The sequence below is a fragment of the Chryseobacterium pennae genome (genome assembly GCF_003385515.1).
Classification (GTDB): Bacteria; Bacteroidota; Bacteroidia; order Flavobacteriales; family Weeksellaceae; genus Chryseobacterium; species Chryseobacterium pennae.
Genome location: NZ_QNVT01000032.1, coordinates 63444 through 88422, shown reverse-complemented (window position 1 = coordinate 88422; position 24979 = coordinate 63444). Strand labels below are relative to the sequence as shown.

The 24979-nt window shown below is 36.9% G+C and carries 27 protein-coding genes; 14 read left to right on the top strand and 13 right to left on the bottom strand.

What is annotated here, in order from left to right:
* Positions 1-186: 186 nt before the first annotated feature.
* Positions 187-1134: an NADP-dependent oxidoreductase gene (locus DRF65_RS24345; protein ID WP_115973314.1), complete on the top strand. Its 948-nt coding sequence runs from the start codon at positions 187-189 to the stop codon at positions 1132-1134.
* Positions 1135-1364: 230 nt separating this feature from the next.
* Here the strand turns inward: DRF65_RS24345 and DRF65_RS24340 are convergent, their stop codons facing one another.
* Positions 1365-1922 carry a GNAT family N-acetyltransferase gene (locus DRF65_RS24340; protein ID WP_115973313.1) on the bottom strand — a complete coding sequence of 186 codons (558 nt, stop codon included), beginning with the start codon at positions 1920-1922 and terminating at the stop codon, positions 1365-1367.
* 288 nt (positions 1923-2210) lie between these two features.
* Here DRF65_RS24340 and DRF65_RS24335 point away from each other — a divergent pair, with 288 nt between their 5' ends.
* The 3 genes from DRF65_RS24335 (at position 2211) to DRF65_RS24325 (ending at position 5248) form a co-directional block, all read left to right on the top strand.
* Positions 2211-3005 (top strand): class I SAM-dependent methyltransferase, encoded by a 795-nt coding sequence (locus DRF65_RS24335; RefSeq protein ID WP_115973323.1) that lies wholly within the window; start codon positions 2211-2213, stop codon positions 3003-3005.
* 195 nt (positions 3006-3200) lie between these two features.
* A complete protein-coding gene (locus DRF65_RS24330; protein ID WP_115973312.1) occupies positions 3201-3779 on the top strand; it encodes a Crp/Fnr family transcriptional regulator in 579 nt (192 codons plus the stop codon).
* Positions 3780-4312: 533 nt separating this feature from the next.
* Positions 4313-5248: a ketopantoate reductase family protein gene (locus DRF65_RS24325; protein WP_115973311.1), complete on the top strand. Its 936-nt coding sequence runs from the start codon at positions 4313-4315 to the stop codon at positions 5246-5248.
* A 93-nt stretch (positions 5249-5341) separates the two neighbouring features.
* Here DRF65_RS24325 and DRF65_RS24320 read toward each other — a convergent pair whose 3' ends face one another.
* From DRF65_RS24320 to DRF65_RS24295, 6 genes are all read right to left on the bottom strand, one after another.
* A complete protein-coding gene (locus DRF65_RS24320) occupies positions 5342-5692 on the bottom strand; it encodes a 4Fe-4S dicluster domain-containing protein (protein WP_115973322.1) in 351 nt (116 codons plus the stop codon).
* 136 nt (positions 5693-5828) lie between these two features.
* Positions 5829-6152 (bottom strand): 2Fe-2S iron-sulfur cluster-binding protein, encoded by a 324-nt coding sequence (locus DRF65_RS24315; RefSeq protein WP_115973310.1) that lies wholly within the window; start codon positions 6150-6152, stop codon positions 5829-5831.
* A 5-nt stretch (positions 6153-6157) separates the two neighbouring features.
* Positions 6158-7210 carry an NAD(P)/FAD-dependent oxidoreductase gene (locus DRF65_RS24310; RefSeq protein WP_115973309.1) on the bottom strand — a complete coding sequence of 351 codons (1053 nt, stop codon included), beginning with the start codon at positions 7208-7210 and terminating at the stop codon, positions 6158-6160.
* A gap of 1 nt (position 7211) precedes the next feature.
* On the bottom strand, positions 7212-7781 hold the full coding sequence (locus DRF65_RS24305) for an NADPH-dependent FMN reductase (protein WP_115973308.1): 570 nt from the start codon (positions 7779-7781) through the stop codon (positions 7212-7214).
* Positions 7782-7786: 5 nt separating this feature from the next.
* The gene (locus DRF65_RS24300) at positions 7787-8287 is read right to left on the bottom strand and encodes a DUF2480 family protein (RefSeq protein ID WP_115973307.1); all 501 of its coding nucleotides are present in this window, start codon (positions 8285-8287) and stop codon (positions 7787-7789) included.
* A gap of 32 nt (positions 8288-8319) precedes the next feature.
* Positions 8320-8946, bottom strand: a complete 627-nt coding sequence (locus DRF65_RS24295) for a superoxide dismutase (RefSeq protein WP_115973306.1) — start codon at positions 8944-8946, stop codon at positions 8320-8322.
* Between the two features lie 192 nt (positions 8947-9138).
* Here DRF65_RS24295 and DRF65_RS24290 point away from each other — a divergent pair, with 192 nt between their 5' ends.
* On the top strand, positions 9139-9759 hold the full coding sequence (locus DRF65_RS24290) for a helix-turn-helix transcriptional regulator (protein WP_115973305.1): 621 nt from the start codon (positions 9139-9141) through the stop codon (positions 9757-9759).
* Between the two features lie 32 nt (positions 9760-9791).
* Positions 9792-10439 carry a hexitol phosphatase HxpB gene (hxpB, locus tag DRF65_RS24285; RefSeq protein WP_115973304.1) on the top strand — a complete coding sequence of 216 codons (648 nt, stop codon included), beginning with the start codon at positions 9792-9794 and terminating at the stop codon, positions 10437-10439.
* Positions 10440-10455: 16 nt separating this feature from the next.
* Here hxpB and DRF65_RS24280 read toward each other — a convergent pair whose 3' ends face one another.
* Together DRF65_RS24280 and DRF65_RS24275 are read right to left on the bottom strand one after the other, a co-directional pair.
* A complete protein-coding gene (locus tag DRF65_RS24280) occupies positions 10456-11349 on the bottom strand; it encodes a GNAT family N-acetyltransferase (RefSeq protein ID WP_115973303.1) in 894 nt (297 codons plus the stop codon).
* Between the two features lie 155 nt (positions 11350-11504).
* Positions 11505-12131: an RNA polymerase sigma factor gene (locus DRF65_RS24275; RefSeq protein WP_115973302.1), complete on the bottom strand. Its 627-nt coding sequence runs from the start codon at positions 12129-12131 to the stop codon at positions 11505-11507.
* 242 nt (positions 12132-12373) lie between these two features.
* Here DRF65_RS24275 and DRF65_RS24270 point away from each other — a divergent pair, with 242 nt between their 5' ends.
* The 7 genes from DRF65_RS24270 to DRF65_RS24240 all read left to right on the top strand — a co-directional run bounded on the left by DRF65_RS24270 (position 12374) and on the right by DRF65_RS24240 (position 21853).
* The gene (locus DRF65_RS24270) at positions 12374-13321 is read left to right on the top strand and encodes a FecR family protein (RefSeq protein ID WP_228438917.1); all 948 of its coding nucleotides are present in this window, start codon (positions 12374-12376) and stop codon (positions 13319-13321) included.
* A gap of 53 nt (positions 13322-13374) precedes the next feature.
* Complete coding sequence (locus tag DRF65_RS24265; protein ID WP_115973300.1) at positions 13375-16656, top strand: TonB-dependent receptor; 3282 nt, start codon at positions 13375-13377, stop codon at positions 16654-16656.
* 316 nt (positions 16657-16972) lie between these two features.
* Positions 16973-18277, top strand: coding sequence for a hypothetical protein (locus DRF65_RS24260; protein WP_115973299.1), 1305 nt, complete (start codon positions 16973-16975; stop codon positions 18275-18277).
* A 78-nt stretch (positions 18278-18355) separates the two neighbouring features.
* Entirely contained in the window at positions 18356-19282 is a 927-nt protein-coding gene (locus DRF65_RS24255; protein ID WP_115973298.1) for a T9SS-dependent choice-of-anchor J family protein, read from the top strand.
* Positions 19283-19447: 165 nt separating this feature from the next.
* The gene (locus DRF65_RS24250; RefSeq protein WP_228438915.1) at positions 19448-20188 is read left to right on the top strand and encodes a hypothetical protein; all 741 of its coding nucleotides are present in this window, start codon (positions 19448-19450) and stop codon (positions 20186-20188) included.
* A 6-nt stretch (positions 20189-20194) separates the two neighbouring features.
* Positions 20195-21541: a S41 family peptidase gene (locus DRF65_RS24245; RefSeq protein ID WP_115973296.1), complete on the top strand. Its 1347-nt coding sequence runs from the start codon at positions 20195-20197 to the stop codon at positions 21539-21541.
* Between the two features lie 42 nt (positions 21542-21583).
* The gene (locus tag DRF65_RS24240; protein WP_115973295.1) at positions 21584-21853 is read left to right on the top strand and encodes a hypothetical protein; all 270 of its coding nucleotides are present in this window, start codon (positions 21584-21586) and stop codon (positions 21851-21853) included.
* 77 nt (positions 21854-21930) lie between these two features.
* On the opposite strand, the gene DRF65_RS24235 is transcribed toward DRF65_RS24240, so the two are convergent.
* Positions 21931-22323 (bottom strand): hypothetical protein, encoded by a 393-nt coding sequence (locus tag DRF65_RS24235; protein ID WP_228438913.1) that lies wholly within the window; start codon positions 22321-22323, stop codon positions 21931-21933.
* Between the two features lie 136 nt (positions 22324-22459).
* Here DRF65_RS24235 and DRF65_RS24230 point away from each other — a divergent pair, with 136 nt between their 5' ends.
* Positions 22460-23182: a sterol desaturase family protein gene (locus DRF65_RS24230; RefSeq protein WP_115973294.1), complete on the top strand. Its 723-nt coding sequence runs from the start codon at positions 22460-22462 to the stop codon at positions 23180-23182.
* Between the two features lie 221 nt (positions 23183-23403).
* Here DRF65_RS24230 and DRF65_RS24225 read toward each other — a convergent pair whose 3' ends face one another.
* The 3 genes from DRF65_RS24225 to DRF65_RS24215 form a co-directional block, all read right to left on the bottom strand.
* On the bottom strand, positions 23404-23682 hold the full coding sequence (locus DRF65_RS24225) for a hypothetical protein (protein WP_115973293.1): 279 nt from the start codon (positions 23680-23682) through the stop codon (positions 23404-23406).
* 15 nt (positions 23683-23697) lie between these two features.
* Positions 23698-24459 (bottom strand): hypothetical protein, encoded by a 762-nt coding sequence (locus DRF65_RS24220; protein ID WP_115973292.1) that lies wholly within the window; start codon positions 24457-24459, stop codon positions 23698-23700.
* Positions 24460-24548: 89 nt separating this feature from the next.
* Positions 24549-24971, bottom strand: coding sequence for a MarR family winged helix-turn-helix transcriptional regulator (locus DRF65_RS24215; protein ID WP_115973291.1), 423 nt, complete (start codon positions 24969-24971; stop codon positions 24549-24551).
* Between the last annotated feature and the right edge of the window lie 8 nt (positions 24972-24979).

Here is a 24979-nt window from a genome sequence, read left to right as displayed (position 1 = left end):
TGCATTCGTTTAGTTCACTTTATTTTCTCTGGTTCTTCAGTATTTAATTATTATCTAATTTATTACTAAATCCTTTTACAAATCTAAAGGCATTCGTGGTATTTAAAATATACCCAAATGTGAGCGAAATATACCTGTTTTAATGCTTAAAGTCAGTCTATTTTTGCTATTATAATGTAAAATACTATGAAAGCAATTGTATTAGAAGGATTTGGTGGTGTAGAACATCTTGTAGAAAGAGAAATTGAAAAACCCAGCATCAAAGGTGATGAGGTTCTTGTTAAAGTAAAAGCCATCAGTATTAATCCGGTAGATGTTAAAGTACGCAGCCGTAAAGCACCGTTGGCGGAAAGTTTAGCGCAATATAATCCATTGATTTTGGGTTGGGATATTTCCGGGATTATTGTTGAAACAGGAAGTGAAGTAACTTCATTTCAGGTAGGAGATGAGGTCTTCGGGATGATTAATTTTGCTGGACATGGGAAAGCTTATGCTGAATATGCCGCCGCTCCGGCAGAACATTTGGCCATTAAGCCTGAAAATGTCTTGCATATTGAAGCAGCAGCCACTACTTTGGCTGCATTGACGGCCTGGCAGGCATTTGACAGCTATGGTAAACTGAGATCCACTGATAAAGTACTCATTCATGCTGCGGCAGGAGGAGTGGGACATTTTGCCGTACAAATTGCCAAACATATCGGAGCTTTTGTTATTGCCACCTCTTCAACCGCTAACCGGGATTTTATTCTGGAATTGGGAGCAGATCAGCATATTGATTATAAAGTGAGTCATTTCGAGGAAGTTCTTTATGATCTTGATTTTGTCTTGGAGGCTGTTGGCGGAGAAAACTTTCAGAAATCAGTTAAGGTTTTAAAGCCTTTCGGGACTATTGTTGCTTTGCCATCCGGACATACTGAGGAAGATGAAAGATTAGCAAGGGAAAAGAATCTGCATGCCTGTTATTTTATGTCTGTATATTCCAGTGGAAAGGATATGCGAACTATTGCATCCTTGTTAGAAAAAGGAGTTATAAAACCGTATATTTCCCATGTATTTGCTTTCGATGAACTAGCAAAAGCCCATCAACAAATTGAAACAGGACGAACGATAGGAAAAGTGGTGGTTAAATTATAGAGGTAATGACAAGCTTCTATTTAAAAAATGCTTTATTTTTAAGGAAGCTAAGAAGAAAACAATGTGCAATCGATTTGATGAAGCAGCTAGTTAATATTAGCTTAGTCAATGACTTAGTCGGAATCTCTGCTCTCCTAAAATCTTAAGCTTTATAGATAAAACCTTTGCGTTAAAAAAAATTAGGATGCCCCTTCAAAGCATGAAGGGGTTAACAAAAGCTGTTTATTAGTTTATTGTTTTGCAAAATAGTCTTCCTCAAGAATAGCATATTCGTAATTATCACTCCATCCGTTTTTTAAGGGGAGTAACTTTCTGCGATGAGCTTCCCTTATCATGCCACACTTTTCCATGACTTTATAAGAAGCAATATTGTCAACAGCACAGCCTGCTTCAATTCTATGAAGTTTTAAATCTTCAAAACCAAACCGGATGATTCTTTCCAGAGCCTCTGTTGCATAGCCTTTTCCCCAGATTTCAGGGCTGAGCTTATACCATGTTTCAGCATTTTTGTAATGAAATTTAATAAGATCAATGGCGATAATGCCTACAAAGGTACAGTCTGTGGTTGTTTCTATTAAAAACGTAAACTTTTTGCGGCTTTGCCCGCTTTCTGCTTCTGACCTCCAGATATTGATTAACTTTTGAGTTTCCTTTTTATCTTCAGAGTAAGAACTGGGATTAAATAATGTACTTTCAGGTTGTAAGAGCATGTGATGAACATTTGAAACATCACTTACTTTGAATGTACGTAAGGTTAAACGTTGAGATTTCAATATAAGGTCATTCATTAATAATCTTTTTTGATCGATATAAAGATAAATAAAATTAGGAATTAGATAGCATTCTCAACCTCGAATAAGAAATGAAAATACATTTTGAAATAGAGTTTTTAAGCTAAATATTTAAAGGCCTTTTCTGTAATAAAATAATCGAATACAGCCAAAATATAATTGCTTGGCAGTCCTTTTCGTGAAAATGGATAGTCTTTTCAACATAGACAGGCTGTAAAGTCTCTATATTTGAATACTGTAATGCATTGTAAATGTTTTTATAATGCCAATGAAAAAGATAATACTATGCAAGAAGAAAAAATTGACTTTTTACATCATAATGAGTCAGCCTGGAATAAACAGGCACTGGAACAGAACGAATGGTCTCAGGCTGTAAGTACAGAGCTGATCAATAATGCAAAAGAAGGGAAGTGGGAGGTACATCTCACTCCAAAACCTTTATCTAAGGAATGGCTGGGAGATGTAAAAGGAAAGAAAATCCTATGTCTGGCATCTGCAGGTGGGCAGCAGGCTCCGGTACTGGCAGCAGTGGGAGCGGATGTTATAGTTTTTGATATCTCAGAAGAGCAGTTGAAGCAGGATGAGCGGGTTGCAGAGCGTGACGGATTATCATTGAAAACAGTTCAGGGAGATATGAGAGATCTCAGTGTTTTTGAAGATGAGTCTTTCGATATTGTTTTTCATCCCATATCCAATCATTATGTGGAAGATGTAAATCCTGTCTGGAAAGAAGCTTACAGAGTTTTGAAAAAAGGCGGTTCTTTATTGGCCAGCTTTTTCAATCCGGTTGTTTTTGTAGCAGACCGTAATCCTCAGGATATCGCAGATGGAATTATCAGGCCTAAATATACCTTGCCTTATGCAGACATCAAAGATCTGAATCAGGAGCAGATTGCCAGAAAAATGGAAAATCAGGAAGCATTGGTTTTTGGACATACGCTTTCTGATCTGATTGGCGGACAAATGAAAGCAGGCTTTGTTATGGACGATTTTACAGAAGAAATGCAGCCTAACCCAAGGTTTTTAATTGATCAGTATTTGCCAACTTTTATCGCCACAAAGGCTGTTAAACTGGGTTAAAAGGAGGTGATTTTTTTATAATAACAGATATTATAATTGAAGACGTAATCATTCCCCTCCAGTGGAAGGGTGGTAAAAATTCAAAGAATTTTTGCCGGGGTGTTCCCTCACTTGATCTTCAATGTATACTTTCACTGAAATTCACAGAATTATCCCTATTTTAGATGGCCAAAATAGATAGTATTGTAATTTCCAATGGATAAATCATCGATCAATAATTATTTCCATTCCCTGTTCAGTATCAGACATGAAGTGGTTGAGAAAATCACGGAAACCTTCGAGCCATTCGAATTAAAGGCAAATGCTGTCCTGTTGGATCAAAATACCATTAGTACAAAGACTTATTTCCTTGAAAAAGGATACGTCCGTTCGTATCTGCTGAATGAAGACAATGAGGAAATTACCACTAATATTTATGCTGCCCCTTGCTTTGTAAATGATTTTTTATCTTTTTTCAGACAGCAGCCTACTAAAGAGATCTACCAGGCTGTTACCGACTGTACATTCTGGGAAACCGGATTGGAAAACGTACAGCATAACTTTCACAATATTCCTGAATTCCGGGAGTTCAGCAGACTTCTTTTTGTCTTAAATTATTACAATATTCACGACCGACTCATAGAAATGGCAAGCCAGAAAGCATCAACCCGATATTCTAACCTGATGAAGAAAGACCCTGATATTTTTCAACATGTTCCATTAAAGATGATTGCTTCCTTCCTTGGAATTAAGGATAGCTCGCTCAGCAGAATCAGAAGAGATATTCATAAATAAAGGCTGGAAGTGGGAGGCTGGAGGTTAGAAGTTATTACAGACGGATCACTCCTGATAATTTTTTTACTTGATTAAGTCTTTCATGGATAAAGGCTGGAAGTGGGAAGCTGGAGGTTGGAAGTTATTGCAGACGGATCACTCCTGATAATTTTTTTACTTGATTAAGTCTTTCATGAATAAAGGCTGGAAGCGGGAAGCTGGAGGTTGGAAGTTATTGCAGACGAATTGTTTCTGATAATTTTTTATTTAAATATGCATTATCAAATCTGCAGCATACAATTTTATCGCAGATAAAATCTTTGCGCCTTAAAAATATTCTCAGCATTCAAAACCATTTGCGCCTTCGCGATTTCCAAGAAACTCATTCATATAATAAGAAAATCTGTTAAAATAGAATAAAACTTATTTTGGGACCTCCATAACTTCCAGCTTCCAGCCTCCCTCTTCCAATATTGTCTTTCAAATTATCATTTCTTTTCATTTGTCAAGTGGTAAATTCAAATTTGTCATCCATCTTTGTCAAAAATAATTTCATGAACAAAAAGCATATTGTAGTTGTAGGATTAGGAGGAGTAGGCGGATATTTTGGTTTTAAGATCAATCAGGTTAATGAGACTTCGGAAAAATATACCGTTTCCTTTGTGGCAAGAGGGGAAACTTATAATAAAGTAAAAGAAAACGGATTGGTTTTACTTTCACCGGAACATCCCAATGACCGCACTCATCCTAATGCTATTGTGCAAAATATCAGTGATATTCAAAATCCTGATCTGGTTTTGATCTGTGTAAAAGAATATGATCTTGAAAATGTCTGCAGACAGCTTAAAGAGGTTATTACTAAAGATACAATACTCCTTCCTATGATGAATGGTGCGGATATTTATGACAGAATCAGAAAAATAATTCCCGACCATGTTATTCTGCCAACCTGTATTTATGTGGCATCTCATATTAAAGAAAGAGGAACGGTAGAGCATAAAGGAAAAGCAGGAAAGATGATTGTGGGAAGAGATCCTGAGCATTTTTCCAATGATGTTGCATGGGTAACGGATTTGTTTCAGGAAAGTAAAATAGATTTTGATTTTAAAGACAATTCTTTAACGGATATCTGGACTAAATTTATTTTCATTGCAAGCTTCGGACTGGTAACTGCGAAACATAATTCATCTATAGGAACTGTTTGTGCAGATGAAGAACAGAAACACGAAGCCACGGAAATTATGAAAGAAATAAAGCAGATTGCTGATAAAAAGCAAATCCAGCTTGCGGAAGATATTATAGAAAAAACCTTTGAAAAAGCGTCTACATTTCCTTTTGAAACTCCAACCTCTTTACAATTAGATATTCATTCCGGAAAGAAAGATAATGAATTGGAACTGTTTGCCGGAGCGGTTTTAAAATATGGAGCAGATGTTCATCTTGATACCTCTTTTACTCAAAAGATCTATAATGAGATTAAAGCAAAATAGGTAAGCGAAATAAAAAATATTAACCACATAGACTTCTATGTGGTTAATTTAATTTAGAAAGACAGAATAACTATAGTAATTCATAGTTTTGAATTAAGCGCCGTGCATGAAATGCTGCCGGTCAAACAATACTTCCTCTGTTTCGCGATGATCCGGATCATCAATACAGCAGTCTACCGGGCATACAGCCTTACACTGAGGCTCTTCATGAAAACCTTTACATTCCGTACATTTTCCGGATACAATATAATAGACGTCATCTGAAACGGCCTGATTATAAGTTCCGGCATCTGCTTCTGTACCGTCCGGGAAAGTTACTTTACCCGAAAGTTTGGTTTTATCCTGCCAACGCCAGTCGATAGCTCCCTCGTAAATGGCTGAATTAGGGCATTCCGGTTCACAGGCACCACAGTTGATGCAGTCATCTGTTATTTTAATAGCCATAGTTTTTATTTTTAAAATGTTATAAAAAAGGGATTCCTTCAACATTGTACTGTTTTAGAAATCCCTACTAAACTTAATTAAAACAGTTCCACCAATTTATTACATCATAAACTGTGCAAACTTTATCTTGAATCTGTTAATCTGCTGCAATTTCTATGGAAAGTCCATCCATTTGAGCAGTCAGATAGATCTGGCATGCTAACCTGCTGATTTCCTTAGAGGTAAAAAGCTCCGAAAGAAGGGCCTCTTCCACATCATTTTTTTCAGACAATGAGGCCGCTCCATTCAGAATATAGCAATGGCAGGTGGCACACATGGCCATTCCGCCGCACATTGCTTCCATAGGTAATTCGTAGGCTTTACAGATATCTTTTAAAGTAAGTCCCATCTCCAGTGGACAGATCAGGGTATGTTGAATACCGGTCTGATCTGTCACTGTGATTGTAATTTCATCTTTCATGGTTATTAGTCAATCGTTGCTACTACTTGCTTTTCGGCTTGTTTCTTCGTTCCGTCAAAACCTTCAATACCGCTTACTGTAGTATATTTTAAGACAAATTTTTTATTAGGATTCAATCGTTGGTAGATACTTTGGCAGACGATGGCTGCTTCATGGAATCCACATAGAATCAGCTTCATTTTAAAAGGATAAGTATTGATGTCGCCTACAGCATAAACGCCACCGATATTAGTCTGGAAATCGGTGCTGTTATCCACTTTAATCGCATTTTTCTCCAGTTCCAGTCCCCAATCTGGCAATGGTCCTAATTTAGGAACCAATCCAAATAAGGGAATGAAATGATCAGTCTCGATGGTCTGAATAACACCTTCTTTTTCCACCACAATTTCCTGTAGAGTATCTTTGCCTTTAAGAGCAATAACCTCTGCCGCAGTGATCAGATTGATTTTTCCTTTATGCTTTAGTTTCTTCACTTTTTCCACCGAATCCAGAGCACCTCTGAATTTGTTTCGTCTGTGAATTAAAGTTAATGATGAAGCTATTTCTGCCAAATGGATAGTCCAGTCCAGGGCAGAATCTCCGCCACCGGCAATGACTACACGTTTTCCTGCATAATCTTCCGGACGTTTGATGAAATAGTTCACCCCTCGGTCTTCATACAGGGAAATGTCTTCAATAGGTGGTTTTTTAGGCTCAAAACTCCCCAATCCGCCGGCAATTACAACTGCCTTGGCTCTATGTTTTGTCCCTTTATCTGTAATCACTTCAAACAGGTTCTCTTCCAGCTTCAGAAGATGTACAGCCGTTTCATTAAGGGTAAATCCGGGTTCAAACTGTTTGATCTGTTCGTGAAGATTATCAACCAGTTCTCCTGCCAATACACTTGGGAACCCAGGAATATCAAATATGGGTTTCTTAGGATATAATTCTGATAACTGGCCTCCCATCTGTGGTAATGCATCAATAATATGGCATCGCATCTTGAGAAGGCCGGCTTCAAAAACTGTAAATAACCCTGCAGGGCCGGCACCAATGATCAGTATATCTGTTTCTATCATGTTATGATTGATTTATTATCGTTTTTTCTATTTTCTTCGTTGCAGCAATACTGATAAGCTTATCAAGCTTACCGCTATAGAATGCTGAGATTTGCTTTGGATTCTCGCTGTCAAATAAAGACGTTCTGAGAATCGGAACACTAAAGGGAAGTGGCCATGCCCGTAATGATTTGGCAATGGTATCCATCGCATTGATTCCCTGCATTGCCTGTAATCCATCTGCCCAGCATACCAGACCAACAGTTTTGTCTGTAAGATAAGGCTCATAAGTATTGGCCGTTACTTCCAGCCAGTCGAGGCAGTTCTTCATCACACCCGGAATGCTTCCGTGATAGAGAGGAGCCAGCCAGAAATGAAGATCGGCATCCTGAAACATTTGAGTCATTCTTTCCACAGCCAAAGGTGTTTTATTCAGAGTGATATCAAATAAGGGAATCCCGGAATCGGCGAGGGTAAAAATATCAGTGCGGATCCCAAGTGCTTCCAGCTGCTCTGATATATAGGCAGAGATTAATCCGGAAGTAGATTCTGTTCTTCTTTCCAGAGATCCGTTGAATATGATTGCTTTCATTTTGTTTATTTTTTGAAAATTACTTTTGGGAGCCCTATTTCACCATACATCAGGCTCTTTACTAAGGGTTTTAAAAGCTCAGTGGCCAATACATAAAGGGCAGGATCATGGGAATTACTTGCCCTGACAACTACTTTCTGATCTTTAAAATCTCTTAGGTCCGCATAGATCAGGCGGCGTTTCCAAAGATCAAGCAATACTTTTTCGGCACTGTTTAAATCTACATAAACAACATAGGGTGAAAGCTTTTCCATGAGAAGCATATAAGCCCAGGGCGGAATAATAGCATCCGTTGAACAAACAATTCCAACAGCCTTGTTTTGGTACACAGAATAGTCTACTGCTGAAATTGACTCTTTAAATTCTTTTTCCTTGACAATCATCCCCATAAAAAGATGATCTTTAATATCTAATTCTACAATTTCTGTAGTGGGTTTATAGTTTAAAAAGTCAAATGCAATAATGCCTGAAGCAGCTGCTTTATTGACGAAAACCTGAGTATCCATTGCTTCTATTTTTATACTGAAAATGTTATGTGTTATCTTATTTTTGAAAGCGCTTCTTCATATTTTTTCTCTACAGAAGCCCAATCTAATACTGACCAGAATGAATCCAGATAATCTGCTCTTTTATTCTGATAAGCCAGATAATAGGCATGTTCCCAAACATCAATTCCAAGAATTGGAAAGCCTCTGTTTACCAGAAGAACATCCATCATAGGATTATCCTGATTAGGGGTAGCGCTTACCCCAATAGATCCGTTGAATTTTACATACAGCCAAACCCATCCGGAACCGAATTGCCCAAGTCCTGCCTTTTTCATCTCTGCTTTAAGATCTTCAAGACTTCCAAATGTGGTAGTAATAGCTTCCGCTAATTTTCCTTCAGGACTTGTTTTAGGTTGTGGAGAAAGAATTTCCCAGAATAAAGAATGATTAAAATGTCCACCACCGTTATTTCTCACTGCCGGGCTGTATTCACTGATTCTTTGTAGCAAGGAATCAAGATCAGGATTGGTTTCGTTGGTCTGTTCCAAAGCAGCGTTCAGATTATCTACATAAGCCTGATGGTGACGCTGATGGTGGATAGTCATTGTATCTTTATCTATAAAGGGTTCCAATGCATCATATGCATAAGACAATTGAGGTAGTGTAAATGGTTTCATTGCATTTATTTTTTGATTAATGTGAGACAAAGGTAACAATATATTTGAATAAAACAACTTTATGGTTGTTTTATTAATTGAAATGAGTTTTATTATAATGTGTTGTAAAACAGTGTTTTGATTGTTGAAATTAAAGATTATAGAAAATGACTATCTTTGTTGTGGAAAATAAAACAACCTAAATATTGTCAAATGAAGAAACCGGCAGCAGATCGCATTCTGATGTTTTTAAAGATGAGAGGGGAAGCCACTTCACTTCTGATTGCTAAAGAGTTATCCATCACAAAAGAAGGAGCGAGAAAGCATTTACTGAACCTAGCAGAGGCCGGATTGATTGAACCGACAATGAAGAGTGAAGGCGTAGGTCGTCCTTCTACTTATTATATCCTTACTGATAAAGGATTGGCGCAATTTCCGGATACCCATGCGGAAGTAACGGTTCAGCTTTTAAAATCTGTAAAAAATATTTTGGGGGAAAATGCCTTGGATCTGCTAATAAGTGACAGGGAAAAGAATACTTATGAACGTTATGAAAAGGAGCTTTCCACTACTAAAACTTTAGAACAGAAGTTGGAAGCTCTGGCCGAAGCCAGAAGCAAGGAAGGCTATATGGCAGAATGGAAAAAAGAAGGAAAAGAATATTTCCTCATAGAAAACCATTGCCCTATTTGTGCTGCTGCTACGGAATGTCAAGGGTTTTGCAGAGCTGAGCTTTCAAATTTCCAGTCACTGATTGGAAAAGAATATCATGTGGAAAGGGTAGATCATATTATTTCAGGTGGACAGCGGTGTGTTTATAAAATCAGTCAGTAATATATTTTAATTCTTTAAACTTATTCTTACGTATGGCTTTAAAGGCAGTAATTTTTGATATGGACGGGGTTCTTGTAGACTCTGAAGGCTTCTGGGCAAAAGCGGAACTGGAAGTATTTTCATCATATGGTGTTCAGATAACGGATGAGCTGGCTGCCCAGACAAAATATATGACTACAAAAGAAGTTACAGAATTCTGGTACGGAAAATTTCCTTGGGAAAATCTGGATGTACCTTCTGTAGAACATGAAGTTGTATCTAAAGTGATTGAGCTGATACAGACTGAAAACTGTACGATGTCCGGAATACAGGAATTTGTTAAAGATCTTAAAAATAAAGAATATAAAATAGGATTGGCTACCAATGCCCCTTTACGGGTTGCTGATGCTGTTCTTGAAAAACTTCAGATCCGTGATTACTTCGATACGGTTCACTCATCGGAATTTGAGGAGCAGGGAAAACCCCATCCGGCAGTATATCTTACTGCTGCCCAAAAACTGGAAATATTACCAGAGCAATGTATTGCCATTGAAGATAGCCATTCCGGATTGAAGGCTGCTAAAGCAGCCGGAATGAAGACCATAGTCTTTACCAACAATGATCAAAGTATAGATTTTGAGCAGGCAGATTTTAAAATAAAGGATTTTAAGGAAGGTTTGTTACCTGTTTTAATCCACTAATTATCTTTACTTGCTACTAGTAATGTGAGGTTAAAGGAAATATAAAATGCTTTGGAAAAAGTTTTCTGTTTTCCTGAGGAAAAATATGCAGTGCATCTTCATCGAAAGGATTAAGTTTTACCTCCAGCTTGCCTCCAAAATCAGTATCAGGAACAAAAAAGAATTGTATCTGTTGGGTTTCTTCTAGGATTATTGTTGAGACTATTTCTTCCAGATTAAACAATTTTGTAGATAAAATATCATAGATTCTGAGCATTTCTTTGTCATATTCCATGATCACGATGCATTCTTTTTCTGCTGAGTAATAAATTGATTCATCAAATTGAAGAAGAAAATGATACATTGCCAAGCAGGAATTGGGACTGAAATCTATAGTATTAGATAAAGAAGCATGTACTTTACTGAATTTCTCCATCAAGGAAATATGCTTCGGATCATTGATTGATAAAGGCTGCCAGTCTGATTTTTTACCATGAATATTCGTCATATCTCTTAAAATAAAATCACTCTCATCAACTCGGGTAAAACCAAATTTCGGGTAAAAATCCAATACTGTTTCATTAGCAAATAAATAAAAGAATTCGTATTGATCTTTATATTTTTCCATTACATAATTCATTAAATATTTGGATAGCCCTTGATTCCTATATTCAGGGTGAGTCATAACGCTCCCGATTTGCAAACAGTAGTAATTTTGTCCTTTTAAAACCATATTCATGGGAGCTACAGAGACATTAGCAATTACTTTAGTGTCTTCTAAAATAAAAAAAGGAATAAAAGTTTCATCCCAATATTCCATAGAATACCAAGGCTCATAGTCGCCATCTAATGCTAGCTCATAAAGTTCATTAAAACTTTTAAAATGGTATTTTATATTTTCGTGCCCCTCCAGAATCGTTCTCTCCTGCATGATTTTAGTTTTAGTAGCTAAAAATAATAAAAAAAATAGATTTTGTACTATAATTCAGAGATTTATCTATAAGAAAAGCGGAAGGATTTAAAAGTAATAAATTTAAAGAAAATATTGGTTGCTGATAGAGCAAGTAAAATGTGTACCTGTTTTATTCAATATTTCGTGAGCAGTTCCATCAGCATTAAAATGGAGATTAGTTTTTTGGAAGATTGATATTCCGGGCTCAGCTGTTCACGGATCTCGCCCAGCGCTTTACTTAATTTATTACTTACTGTCTTATTGCTAATTCCCAAGGCTTCTGCTGTTTCATTGACAGATCTGTTTTTTCGGATCCTCATATCATACACCTGCTGTTCGGTTGACGGAAGTTGCAGAACGATTTCATCAATCATAGATAATAAAATACTGACCTCATTTTCCTCAAGAACTTCAAAATACTCACTGTCTGAAACATCTATTTCTGCAGGAATATCAAATTCATCAATACTTAATGTTGGGGGTGCTTTTTTAAGGCTATTATAGTAATCCAGAATCCGATAATGCAGATGGCGCAGCAGATAGCCTTTCGCACTTTCTGCTTCATCTGTTTGTATCATCTCTGTATTTTCAAGAATCTTTATCCATAAATTCTGAAGCAGCTCTTCGGAAACCTCCTTATCCCTTGTCCGCACGAAAACAAAACGGTAGAGATTATCCCAATACCGGTCATACAACAACATAAATGCAGGTCTGTCACCTGATTTTATTTGCTTTAATAAAGTAGAATCTGTTAGGCTCATATTGCTGCAACAAAATTACCTAAAGGAAAATTAACTTTTTGTGAACTTTAATTATGGTAAGGTTAAATATTTCTGGTAAATATCCCTTAATTGTGAATTTAATGTTTAGTAAATGTAAAATAGATTGAAAACTCTTTGGGTTTCGCTGTTAATATGAACAGAATATTAAAAATGGCCTGGGGAAGTTTCTCATTTTCATAGTCTTATTGATAGAAGTATCGGTGAATACTATGAAATATTTTATGAAACGTTTTAATTATAAAAATATCGAGGCCTTTGTTTTCAGACTTTGGAGCCGTGAAGTTTCAGAGGAAAAGATCTCTGAAAAGGAAAAGGAAATTTTAGAGAAATGGAAAGTTTATGCAGAAAAAGATCTGGATGAAGTTCATTTGCAGGAATCTAAAGAAAGAGTTCTGGCTGGTCTTGAGCATTATTTCATTCCTTATAAAAAAATAGGGAAAAGAAATCGTCTTCAGAGCAGTGTCTACAAAATCGCTGCGGTCATTATTCTGTTTTTAACATTAGGCGGACTTTTTACTTACCATACATTCATCAAGCCGGATGTTTATCTTGCTGTATCCGAAAACAGGATTGTTCGTCTTGAAGACGGATCTGTGGTAACCTTATTACCAGGAGCAGAACTTACGGTGGCAAAATCATTTCCTGCTTCTACCAGAGTAGTGGATTTAAAAGGAGATGCTATTTTTTCTGTAGCCAAATCAAAAATTCATCCTTTCATTGTTCATGCCGAAGGTTTCAGTACGAAAGTATTGGGAACGGTGTTTAAAGTTTCCCAATCCGGGAAGAAAAAAGCAGTAGATCTTTATGAAGGAAAAGTGGCTGTATCTTCTGCTGGCGTGCCTGTTTCTTATCTGAAGCCCAATCAGAAATGGACCAATCTTGGGGTTTCCCGTACAACAGCTATTATTTCATTCGCTCCTGACAAAGTTTCCGGGAAAGAGAATCCTAAGCTCCTGTCTTTAAGTTTTAATGATGTTCCGTTAAAAGAGGTGATTACAGTGCTGGAAGGGAATTACAGTACAAAAATTCATTATCCAAAAGAAGCAGAAGATAAAAAGATTACAGCAGATTTCACAGGAGGAACTGTTGGTGAAAATATTGAAGCACTAGCCTTTATTCTGGGGTGTGAAGTTCAGAAAAATGATAATGCCTATATCCTGAAAAAATAAATATCAACAAAACAAATAATCAGATAACCTTAATCAAAAGAGAACACTTACGTATGAAAAGTTTGAAATGTGGTTTTACCATAGCGGCCCTATTTTTTACTGTTGCAGCAGAAGCACAGGAATTGGTTCAGAAAGTTTCATTTTCTGTTCCTTCCAGCAGACCGTTAATTGAAGTTCTGGAAGAATTTGCAGGGAAAACAGGAATGAGGCTGGCATATTCAAAATATGATATTAAAGAGCTGAAGGTAAAAGGAGTAAAATGTGAAAATTCCTCTATCAATAATTGCCTGAAAGATATTACCAATGGACTTCCTGTAGTATTCCGTTTACATGGAGATCTTATTTCAGTAAAATATGAGAGTTCTAATGCTTCTATTCCGGGAAACGGACGGATCTCCGGAAAAATAGTAGATGAAGTAGGAAATCCGGTGGCCGGAGCAGAGATTAATATTGCCGGGAAATCAGCTGTGACAGACAATAATGGAGATTTCTCTGTAGACCTACCTTCAGGGCTTTATAACATGACGGTGAAAGCACCTAAATACAATACGCTTCGGGTAGAAAAATTATCGGTCAGCAATAAAGAGACCAATACGGTTTCATTTGCATTGAACAGGGCATCTGATAAAATTACAGATATTAAAGAAGTAGTAGTGACAGCAACCCGTAAAGCAGATACTCAGGCTGGATTATTGGCTCAGCAGAAAAAAGCAGCCCAGATGAGTGACGGAATTTCTGCTGAACAGATTGCTAAAACACCGGATAATGATCTGGGCGGAACATTGAAAAGAGTAACAGGAATCACCACTATAGATAATAAATATGTTGTGGTACGATCTATGGGAGAACGTTGGAATACAGCTGCTATGGATGGAATTAATCTGCCGAGTACGGAAGCTTACAATCAGAACTTCTCTTTTGATATTATTCCTACGTCAATGGTGGAAAGTGTTGTTGTAAGTAAATCTGCAACACCGGATATGAATGCCAGTTTTGCAGGAGGTTTTGTAGAGGTAAGAACCAAAGATATTCCCAATGAGAATTTTACCACCATAAGTATGGGAACTTCTTATAACGATCAATCTGCTTTTAAAGAATTCCTGACCCGCAAAAGAGGAAAGTACGATTATTTCGGGTACGATGACGGAACAAGAGATTTTCCTCAGGGTCTTCAGGCTATGAACTGGACCAATCCGATGTTTTTTGAACAATCCCGCCAGTTTAAAAATGACAACTTCACAAATTACAAGACAAGAGGAGATATGGGCTCCAATTTACAGCTTGCTTTAGGAAGAACCTATGCTCTTAAAAATAATAACAAATGGGGCTTTGCCGGAGCATTTATTATGAGAAACGAACAGAATAAGCTGGATATAGATCATACAGGAAGGGGCAACTGGCTGGATACGTCAGGCACTGCATTTGATGCCAATGGGAAAATGCCTTTTTATAATTTTAAAAATTCAGGAGCTTCCTATAATTATAATTCTACGGTGGCTGGGATGTTGAATTTTGGATTGCAGCTAGGAAAGAACAGGTTTTCATTCCGTAATTCATATACCCATATCTATGATAATACCCTGACAAGGATTACAGGATGGGATGAGTATACTAATGGAAGTGGTTCACCCGCTGAAGCAGAAGCTTCATACAATTATTTTTATCACGGAATAGTTCCTAATAATGATCCGTCAAAAATCGCGTCATTAGACAAACCTTTTACAAATAATACAGTTTATCCTGTTTATCAGATGTTTTTACAGAATAAGCTGGAAGGAAATCATAAGTTCGGAAATATAGAGGTTAACTGGTTTGCTGCCAGAACGGGAGTTTCATCAGACACTAAGGATTATACTCAATACAATACTTTATATAAATTTATAGGACGTGAGATTCTGAATTATCACGTAGCCAATAATTCTGCAAGTGATTTTGCAAGAGGATTCATTGCCAGCAAAGAAACAGATTATAATTATGGAGCTTCTTTCAAATGGGGCATGAACAGAGGAGACTTTAAAAATGATATTAAAATAGGATACGCAGGAGCTTCAAAATCCAATACCAATCAACAGCAGAAATTTTTATTGAGAGTAGATGGAAACAGGAGCGTTCCAAATCCTAAATTTTTGGAAATGTACGGATCTCTTGCTGACTGGTTTGACGGCTCTCATTATGCACCTGGAGGAATAGGGTGGGAGACAAGACCACTGTATGTAGATGGTAAATATGAAGGAGAAGTTGAGCAGCATGCTATGTATGTGATGTTTGACAACCGCTGGAAAAATAAATTTAGATTAGTCTGGGGATTGCGCGCAGAATACTTTCAATATGACCTTGTTTCTCAGCAAATGGAATCCAAAGACTCCAATAATTTCCCCCAAACGGGTATAGATGATAAGCCATGGCAATGGATGCCTTCAGCCAATTTTACATATAGTCCCACCAGTAAAATAAATCTGAGATTAGCCTACAACAAGACGGTAATTCGTCCCCAGTTTAATGAAAGAACCGGATTGCCTTATTTTGATCCGATAGCTAATGGGCAGATATTCAATACACATATGGTATCATCTACAGTTAATAATTACGATTTTAAATTTGAGTGGTTTCCGGGATTAGGAGAAATATTTTCAGCAGGGCTGTATTACAAAGATATTGACAGACCTATTGAAAGGGAAGGATACATTACCGGAGAAGGAAACTTACAGCTCTACAACGGAAATTCTAAAAATGCAAAATTGAAAGGATTTGAAGCAGAAGTTAGGAAAAATCTGGGCTTCATTGCACCTAATTCTTTCCTGGAAAAGCTCTTCATCAATGGAAATTTTACCTATAATATTACAAAAGTAATTGCATTTAAAGATAAAGGGAATACAACAGATCAGGATGCCACCTATGAAGTAGACAGACCTCTTTACGGGCAAACTCCTTACGCCTATAACGTAGGATTAATATATGATGGAGAAAGACTGGGATTCAGCTTTTTATATAATGCTAAAGGGGATCAGTATATTACTGTAGGATATGCTTATAACGGAGAAGAAATCCAGCGCCCTTATGCTGTAGCAGATGCACAGATCTCATATAAATTCTTAAAAAACAGGAATTTGGAACTGAAGCTGAATGTAAGGAATATGTTCAACAGGGTAAAGGAATATTATAACAATTTCAACTCTTATCTGGGATATACTGACAATATAGGGAATAAGACTGCCAGAGAACTGCAGGAACTTGTACCTGGTGCTACCAATAGATATGACAAAGATATTGATAAAGTTGTATTCCGTGCTTACAGCGGAAGAATATTCGGGCTAAGTATCAATTATACATTCTAATATCGCATTAATACTAATAACTCAAACAATAAAAAGAGCTCTCAATATAGAGGTGTACAGGTTTCGGAAACCTGGAAAATGGCCCGGAATAATACTGATGATGCGCACAGCAGTACCGGATCAATCAAAAACCGGACGCTATGGACTTTTCCCGGAAAATAGCGGATAAACAGGGAACTCAGACAGCTCAGCTCCTCATGGTCTGTAAGATGTAAACAATAACCAAATCGCAGAAATATAGAGGTGGATATTTCTGAATATTAAAAAAACTTCCGGTCATAAAAATAAATAACCGGATTTACCAAAAATTATAACAATGAAAAGATTAACTCTAATTGCAGTTGCTGCATTATCTCTTACAGCTTGTCAGAATGATCATTTAGCAGATTCTTCAACTCCATTTGAAATGAAATCTACTTCAGCTGAATATCTTACAGCTTCTGCACTACCTGTTACTAAAGTGAGTGGACCTATTACTTCTAATACAACATGGAGTGGAGTCATTGAAATTGATGGTACTGTAGCCGTTAAAGACGGAGCAACACTTACCATTCAGCCAGGAACATTTATCAAAGCAAAACCTAATGCTATAGGAGAAGGTTCTGGAATCCTTGTGATTACCAAAACAGGAAAAATCAACGCTACCGGAACTGAATCTCAACCTATTGTTTTTACAAGTTACAGACTTTTAGACGGAGATGAAGATACTACAGCTACTTCGGGAGATTTCGGAGGGGTAATTCTTTTGGGAGATGCTCCTACCAACGTACCTTTTACAACAACTGTAGAGGGGCTTCCTACTAATAATCCTGAATTCTATTTTGGCGGAACAATCTCTGGACATAATGCTGGAATCATGAAATATGTTCGTATTGAATTTGCAGGTTATGATTTCGTAGGGGCTAATTCCGGAAACGAAGTTAATGCTTTGACGTTAGCTGGTGTTGGAAACGGGACTACTTTAGATCACATCCAGGTTTCTTACGGACAGGATGATTCTTTTGAATTCTTCGGAGGAACAGTGAATGCTTCCAATCTGATTTCTTTTGCTGCAGAAGATGATAATTTTGACTTTGACAACGGGTATACAGGAACAATTACATGTGCTCTTTCTTTAGCTGATTACAATTCATCACACACTGTAAGCGGTGGTAGCCCTGACTCTAACGGTATTGAGCTTGATAACAATGCAACAGGTACGGCTACAGCATTAATCACAAATCCTGTTATCAATAACCTTACTATTATTGGAGCTAAATTCGGAAATGCAGGACAGGGAGCAGCTTACGAAAATGGTATCCACATCAGAAGATATGGTAAATTAACATTAAACAATGCTGTAGTAACAGGATATCCTGTAGGAATCAAAGTAGAAAATCCAGGATCTGAGCTTTCTTCAGCTTCTAATTTCGCATCAATTCAGGTGCATGGATTTACAACTTCTGCTACAGGAGCTGGAACTACGGGAATCCCAACAGCTAACCTTCTTACAGGAAGTACAGCTGCATTATGGGGAATGAGTCAGCCATTCTTTAACGAAGGAAGCTGGAATGTATCGCCAAGAAACTGTGGAAATTTCCAGGGTAATTGGACAAAATACAATTTTGCTATTGTAAACTAAAAAATTATACAAGCAAGGAACGGCCTATGTTCATTCCTTGCTTTCTTTTTTCTTTTAAAAATATTAATAATCAGTATCATGAAAAAAATAATTTTATCATCTGTTCTGTTTTTATCTCAGCTGGCCACAGCACAATCTCTGGTTTGGGGAAATACTTTTGATACTCCTGACGATCTTCAGGGGTGGACATTCCATGATCTGAATGGTAACAACAACGGATGGATTCAAGGAGCCAATATCTATCACAATGGTACCTCTTTAACCTACGGGAGCACTGGTGTTCTAAGACACTCTACAAACCTGGTTCCATCAGGAAGTGCTACAGGATTTGGAACTGAAAATGACTGGATTATTTCTCCTCAGATTGACCTCACCGGGGCATCAGGAACTATCACTCTTACTTCTGCCATTGGAAGACAGAGAGCTTCCCATATTATTGTGAGCCGGGATCTTTATATCTATGTAAGTACTCCTCAAAAAGAAGTTCCTGGTTTAGCTGATTTTCAGGCAATGACAGTAGATGGGTCAGGAAACTATCTTCAAAGTCCATATAAAATACAGGTAGGTTCTTCAACTAATCCTTTTCCGGCAGATCTTACTCAATTTGGAGAAAGCCTTGTAGACCTTTCTGCTTTTGCAGGAAAGAAAATTTATATAGGAATGTGGGCCAACAGAAATGCCAGCGGAAATAATATCATGAATATCAATATTGATGAAATGGCTATCTATGCTACATCCTCAACTCTAAGCACAAAAGATGTAAAAAAGAAAGAAAATCTGACAAAAATTGCAGAAAATCCGGTGAAAGAATACTTACAGCTTCAGCTTAATCCTGCATTAAAAGAAAATATAACAGCAATCCATATTTATAATGCAGCAGGACAGAAAGTTCTTACAACTCAGTACTCAAGATTAATCAGTACAGCAGTTTTATCAGAAGGAGTATACATAGCGGAAGTAACTGATGGAAAAACTACAGAACGTTTGAGTTTTATTAAAAAATAAACATTCTGTTTTAAAAACTGACCATGAAATTTTACTATACAATAATGGATGACCCTTGTAAAAGAAGAGGTTATCCAGAACATATCCAACTAGTTTTTTTATAATTGTGTATTGCCCTGCACAATGAGGCAGGGCAATATTTTTAAGATTAAAATAATATAAAAGATGAATAAGATCTTTGCACTGCTATTATGCATCATATTGTGTTCCTGTACAGACAATACGGTGATGGAAAAATATGATGTGGCACAAAAACCTGGAGAAGTAACTATCAAAGGATACTCTAAGCCGGACATACTTCAGTTGAGGCTTAACGGAGAACCTGTATCTATTGACGGGAAAACCTCCTATACCAATAAAATAGAAACCAAGCTTGAGTTTGTCGTGGATGAAGGAGAAACCAACAATCTGGCAATATATAATAATGAAACAGGGAAGGAAGTGATGCAATATAACCTTACCTATGATAACATAGAGAACTATAAAAAACTATATTTCTTCAATCTTCCGGGGATCTTTCTGCAGGCTGAGGCGATAAAACCACAGGTTAATCTCGGGAAAGTAGGGTTTGAATTTATTTTCCCGAATCTGGGCGAATTTTCAGGATCATCCCTTAAAAATATCAAAGGTGTTTTAAAAAGAGAAAACGGTACCATACTGGCAGAATTTGATAATATAGGAAAAGATAGTTTCACTCCTGTAAAAATCTATAGTTCTTTCAGTTCAACAGCTCCTGTATATCTAGAATTGTACAAACCCGGAACTACAGAACCTTATGCCGGATCAGCAATGATTAAGGTAAAAATAAAACAGGATATGGGTGCTAATATGATCATCCTGCAGGAAAAGTCAGAAAATGGAGTATGGGTAGTAAAAGGAGATGTTGATGTAGCAGAATACTTATAATCAGGGATGAAACACTTTTTTAAACTTCAATTCATAGCAGTCATCATACTCCTCATTTCCTGCACGGATAATGATGAAAACCCTCCTGCCTTTCCTGAAGGAAGTACAGAATCTGTTAACCTTTGGGTACGGGATAGTCTGAAACGGTATTATTACTGGGCAGATCAGATACCCGCCAAACCGGACTATCATCTTCCTGTAAAAGAATTTTTTAAAAGTCTGCTGGCTCCCCAGGACCGGTTTTCTTTTATTGTAAATACTGAAGATCCCTCCAGTTATCCACGTTCGATCCGGAATATGTATGGTTTCGATTATACTGTTCTTCAGCAGACCAATGGGGAAGTGGTAACGGTGATTAAATTAGTTCTTAAAGATTCCCCTGCATTCAATGCGGGACTTGAGCGTGGAATGATTATTACCAAAATCAATGGAAAAACAGTGACGGCAAGCAACGCTGAAGCCATAACTTCTTCTATGAAAGATCTTACAGTCTTAGATCTTAACGTAGGAAGCTGGAGCAATGGAACGGTTACTGGTGAAAAGGAGATTAAGGTATATTATGGATTATCCTTTGAGCAACCGTTATTGTCTAAAATATTTGAAAAAAACGGTAAAAAGGCAGGCTATCTTTATATTTATGATTTTCCGGATGGAATAACACAGAAACTCAGCCAGAGATTTGCAGAGTTTAAAGCCGCCGGAGTACAGGAACTTATTCTTGATCTTCGGTATAATTACGGAGGATCAGTGTCTGCCGCTGCTGCTCTCTGCTCTCTGATTCCTTCGGGAATATCATCTGCTTCTCCATTCATCATTTTTAAAGGAAATAAAAATGGTGGTGAAGTGAAGAGAACATTTGCCCAACAGATCGCTTATGACCCGAAAGCGCTTGATTTTAATACTTTACGTACAAATGCTTTAGGGTTGAATAAAGTCTATATTCTGACTTCAAACAGTACAGCTTCCGCTGCTGAAATAGTCATCAATAATCTGAAACCTTATCTTCAGGTAATTCAGGTTGGGGATGTAACGCTGGGAAAAGATATGGCAGGATTTACCGTGGAAGACAAACGGAAACCACAAAAGATCCGTTGGCAGATGCATCCGGTAATTTATAAAGTATTTAATGCTAATGGTGCTGGTGAATACAGTAACGGAATTTTGCCACAGGTTTCAGTTAATGAATATGCTGCATTGCCGTTATTGCCTTTAGGTCACGCCGATGAAACATTGATTTCCTCTGTTTTGAACGGAACTTATTTTAAATCTGTACATAAAGAAGCATCTACCGGAGAAGTTAAGATCTTATATCAGAGTGATGTGCCTCCAATAGCTGTTGGCAGGAATTTATAGCATACACTCTGACCTAAGAAACGCTCATTAAAAATTAAGACCATGCAGGGAATAGAACCAAAACTTCACACAAGCCTTACCAGCCGTATTGAATATTACCGCCTGTTGATAGAAGCTGCAGATGATTCTGAAACCCCTTCATCTGACGTCATTACACAGATTGCCGAGTTGAGTAATCTGTATGAAGAATATCTGAAAAATAAAAAGAGCCTTGAAGAAAGCATAAAAAACTACAGAGCCTATCATAATGATCTAAGAAAGAAACTGACAGTGAGGCTCCGCGAAATTAAGAGAAAAACAAGACAGAAGTAATTCGTTTTCCACCAGTAGATCAAGTGGAGTACTATTAATATAAAAAAGCCCTAAATGGGCTTTTTTTATTATTGAGATTATTGTTTTAAATCACGTTTTGTAGGGAAACTTTTCTTTAATTCTTCTTTAATATCATTATCAAGATTGGCAAACTCTTTTCTCATTAGCCAGTGATATACATTTTGCTGGCCTGTTGTAACAACATAAGCCTGTTCAAAATCCCATCCCAATGATCCCATATAATTCATAGCATCCACCATCGAGTTAAATTCTTTATTAGAACCATCCTGATTTTTCATTCTGTTGCTTTCCCAGAAACTTGTAGCCTGACCATAGTCAATTTCAACAGTTACTTTTTTACTCATAAATTTGGAAGTTCCAACAATTTCCGCGTAAACGTACTTAGGAGTTTCTTGTGCAAAGATGAATGATGCACTTGTGATTGCCAACATCAATAATAATTTCTTCATTTTAAAAATTTTGCGCAAAGAAAGTGAAAAATTACATTATTCCTGTTATGGAAATCCGTAATAGATAAGTGATGGAGGCTGATATTAAAGGTAAAATTCATATTTTTATAGTCTCAAGTTGAAAGTTAACAAGTTTATGAATTTTAATGAAACTGTACTTTCCGGTTATTTAAAAATATTCTGGCAGTTTTCCTGGCCGGAATGGCTCATGTTTAGCCTGATCAGCAATGTTCTTTTGTACTTATTTTCTATCGGACTGTATCTTTTCATAGATAAAACCTGCCATAAAAGTCCTTTGCAGGAGAAAGATCATCCTGTTTCAGCATCCGATTTTTATCTCAGCCTTTTTACCGTTATCTGTAATAGCCTTGTCATGCTGATAGGTGTATTTTTATGGAAGAGCGGCTGGATTGAACTGGGAAGCACTCAATCAATAATGAGGATTGGTCTTGAGGTTATGGCATTACTCCTTTTCATGGACCTCTGCATGTATTTCTTCCACTATGCTGCCCATTTACCTTTTGTTTATAAACTGATTCACGGAAAGCATCATGAGCATGTAAGCACCAATTATCTGAGTCTTTTTGTTCTTCATCCTTTTGAAACCATAGGGTTTGGATTGATGATGCTGGTGTTATTGGTCTGTTATGACTTTTCTGCGGTTTCCATTTCCATTTACCTGCTGATCAATCTCATTTGGGGAACCATAGGACATTTAAACCGGGAATTTTTTCCATCCAGTTTTGATAAGTTTTTTGTAGGAACCACCAGATTCCATAATCAGCATCATTTGGATGAAACTAAAAACTTTGGATTTTATACATCCATCTGGGATAGAGTGTTTAAAACGTATAAATAGTTGTTTTTTAAGCTAAAAATTAATTGAGATAAATTGGAATGTGAAAATTCTCCCACAGATGTTACTGATTACACAGATTCTCTAAAGGTTTTTTAATCGCCACGAATGCACAAATAAAATCATGAATAATTCTAAAAACCTATGTTTCCTTTAGTTTGTGAAAGATGACCAGAAGGAGATAGAGAATAATAACTCCCAACTTCTGGCTTCCTGTTTCCAACCTAATTCGCATTCAATTCCTTAGCTTCATCCCAACATGCTGAACAAAGAATTTTATAGTCACAATTCACGAACCAGGCTTCCTGGTCCTGATCTGTTTTAATCTGATTCTCAGCTTCTGCACAGTGATCGCACCAGGCATCAGGGCGGCCAAGATCTGCATCATCAAATTCATGAAAACCTACAGGAATTCTATCCAGAAGACTATGAGCCAGATGGGTACACAACAAACCTATTTCCTGCTTTCCGTGGAGAGAGCATTCGGTATATTTTTTTGACATTTTTAAAGAAAAATTTTAGGTGTATTCAAAACAGATTACTGCTTTTTTAATGGAATCATCATGGAATAAAAAGATCTGATCGGCAGCACTTTGTTGAAAATCATATCCTTCGATACAGGCGATATAATCTAATAATTTACCGTTCAGGGTCGGTTTGTTCATAAGATTTTCACCACCAAAATCAGAGTCTTCAAGGCTCCTTCTCTCAATATTAAGTTCTTCAAAGATGCCATACAACTTTTGCTCTGTTCTTTCCACCATATAATCCGAATCTTCATCTTTTTCAAGATCTTCAACCGTTAGCTGGCGTAACCTTTCCAGTCTGCGGATATCTTCAATAGTAAGGCCTGGTCTGTAAGAGTATTTGTCGTAAAGCTTTCCATGCTTGTTGAAATAGGCTTTTTTCAGCTGGTACATGGCTTCATTCATATTATATTCAATGTCCAGCTCAGAAAATTCCTGATCGTATTGTTCAGAAGTGATTTCTGTAGAGGTTTGGAAGTAATTCCAGTCTGCATCAAATTTGTATTTACCCTCAATAATATCAAAGCCAAGCATATCCTCTTTGGTAAATTGGGTATGATATTCAGGTCGCTCTTCTCCTACACAGCCATCATAAATTTCCTTCACAGAAACAATATGAAGCCATTCATTTTTAGAAGAGTCAAGAAGTTGGAGATTAAAAGAACAGATAGGGAGAAAATATTTTTTGTGATTTTCCAGGTCATCATAAAATACATCTTCATAGGCCGGGAAAATTTTGATCAGTTCACTCATAGAGTCGAAATTAATTTTTTAAATGATTATGGTGTTACAACGTTTTGTGTTTCCCCAAAATACAAATTAATTATAGGGAATCAGATAGATTAAAGTTTAATTTCTTTCAAAATTTTGCCCAGCAGGTCATTAAAATGTTTAAGCTCAGCGGAACTGAGTATTGTAGCAGCTTGCTGTGTGATTTTTTTTCGAAATGTTTCAGAGTTTTCAACCACAAACCTGCCTTTTTCAGTTGCTGAAAGATTGAACTTTCTCCGGTCCATTTCATCCTGAATTTGAACAATAAAGCCATTGCTGATGAGTGTTTTCAACTGCTTGGAAACGGCTGCAGGAGTAATTTTAAAAGCGGTAGCGATCTCTTTTCCTGTTGATCCTTTTTTACGAAGAATAAATTCAATTATATTATAATGAGAAGCCGTTATTCCATTAATATCTCCTCTGTTCATATGAGCGAGAATAAGACACTGGAAATCGGTAAATGTATCAAAAAATTTTTTTTCAGTGGGTTTCATGGAATGAA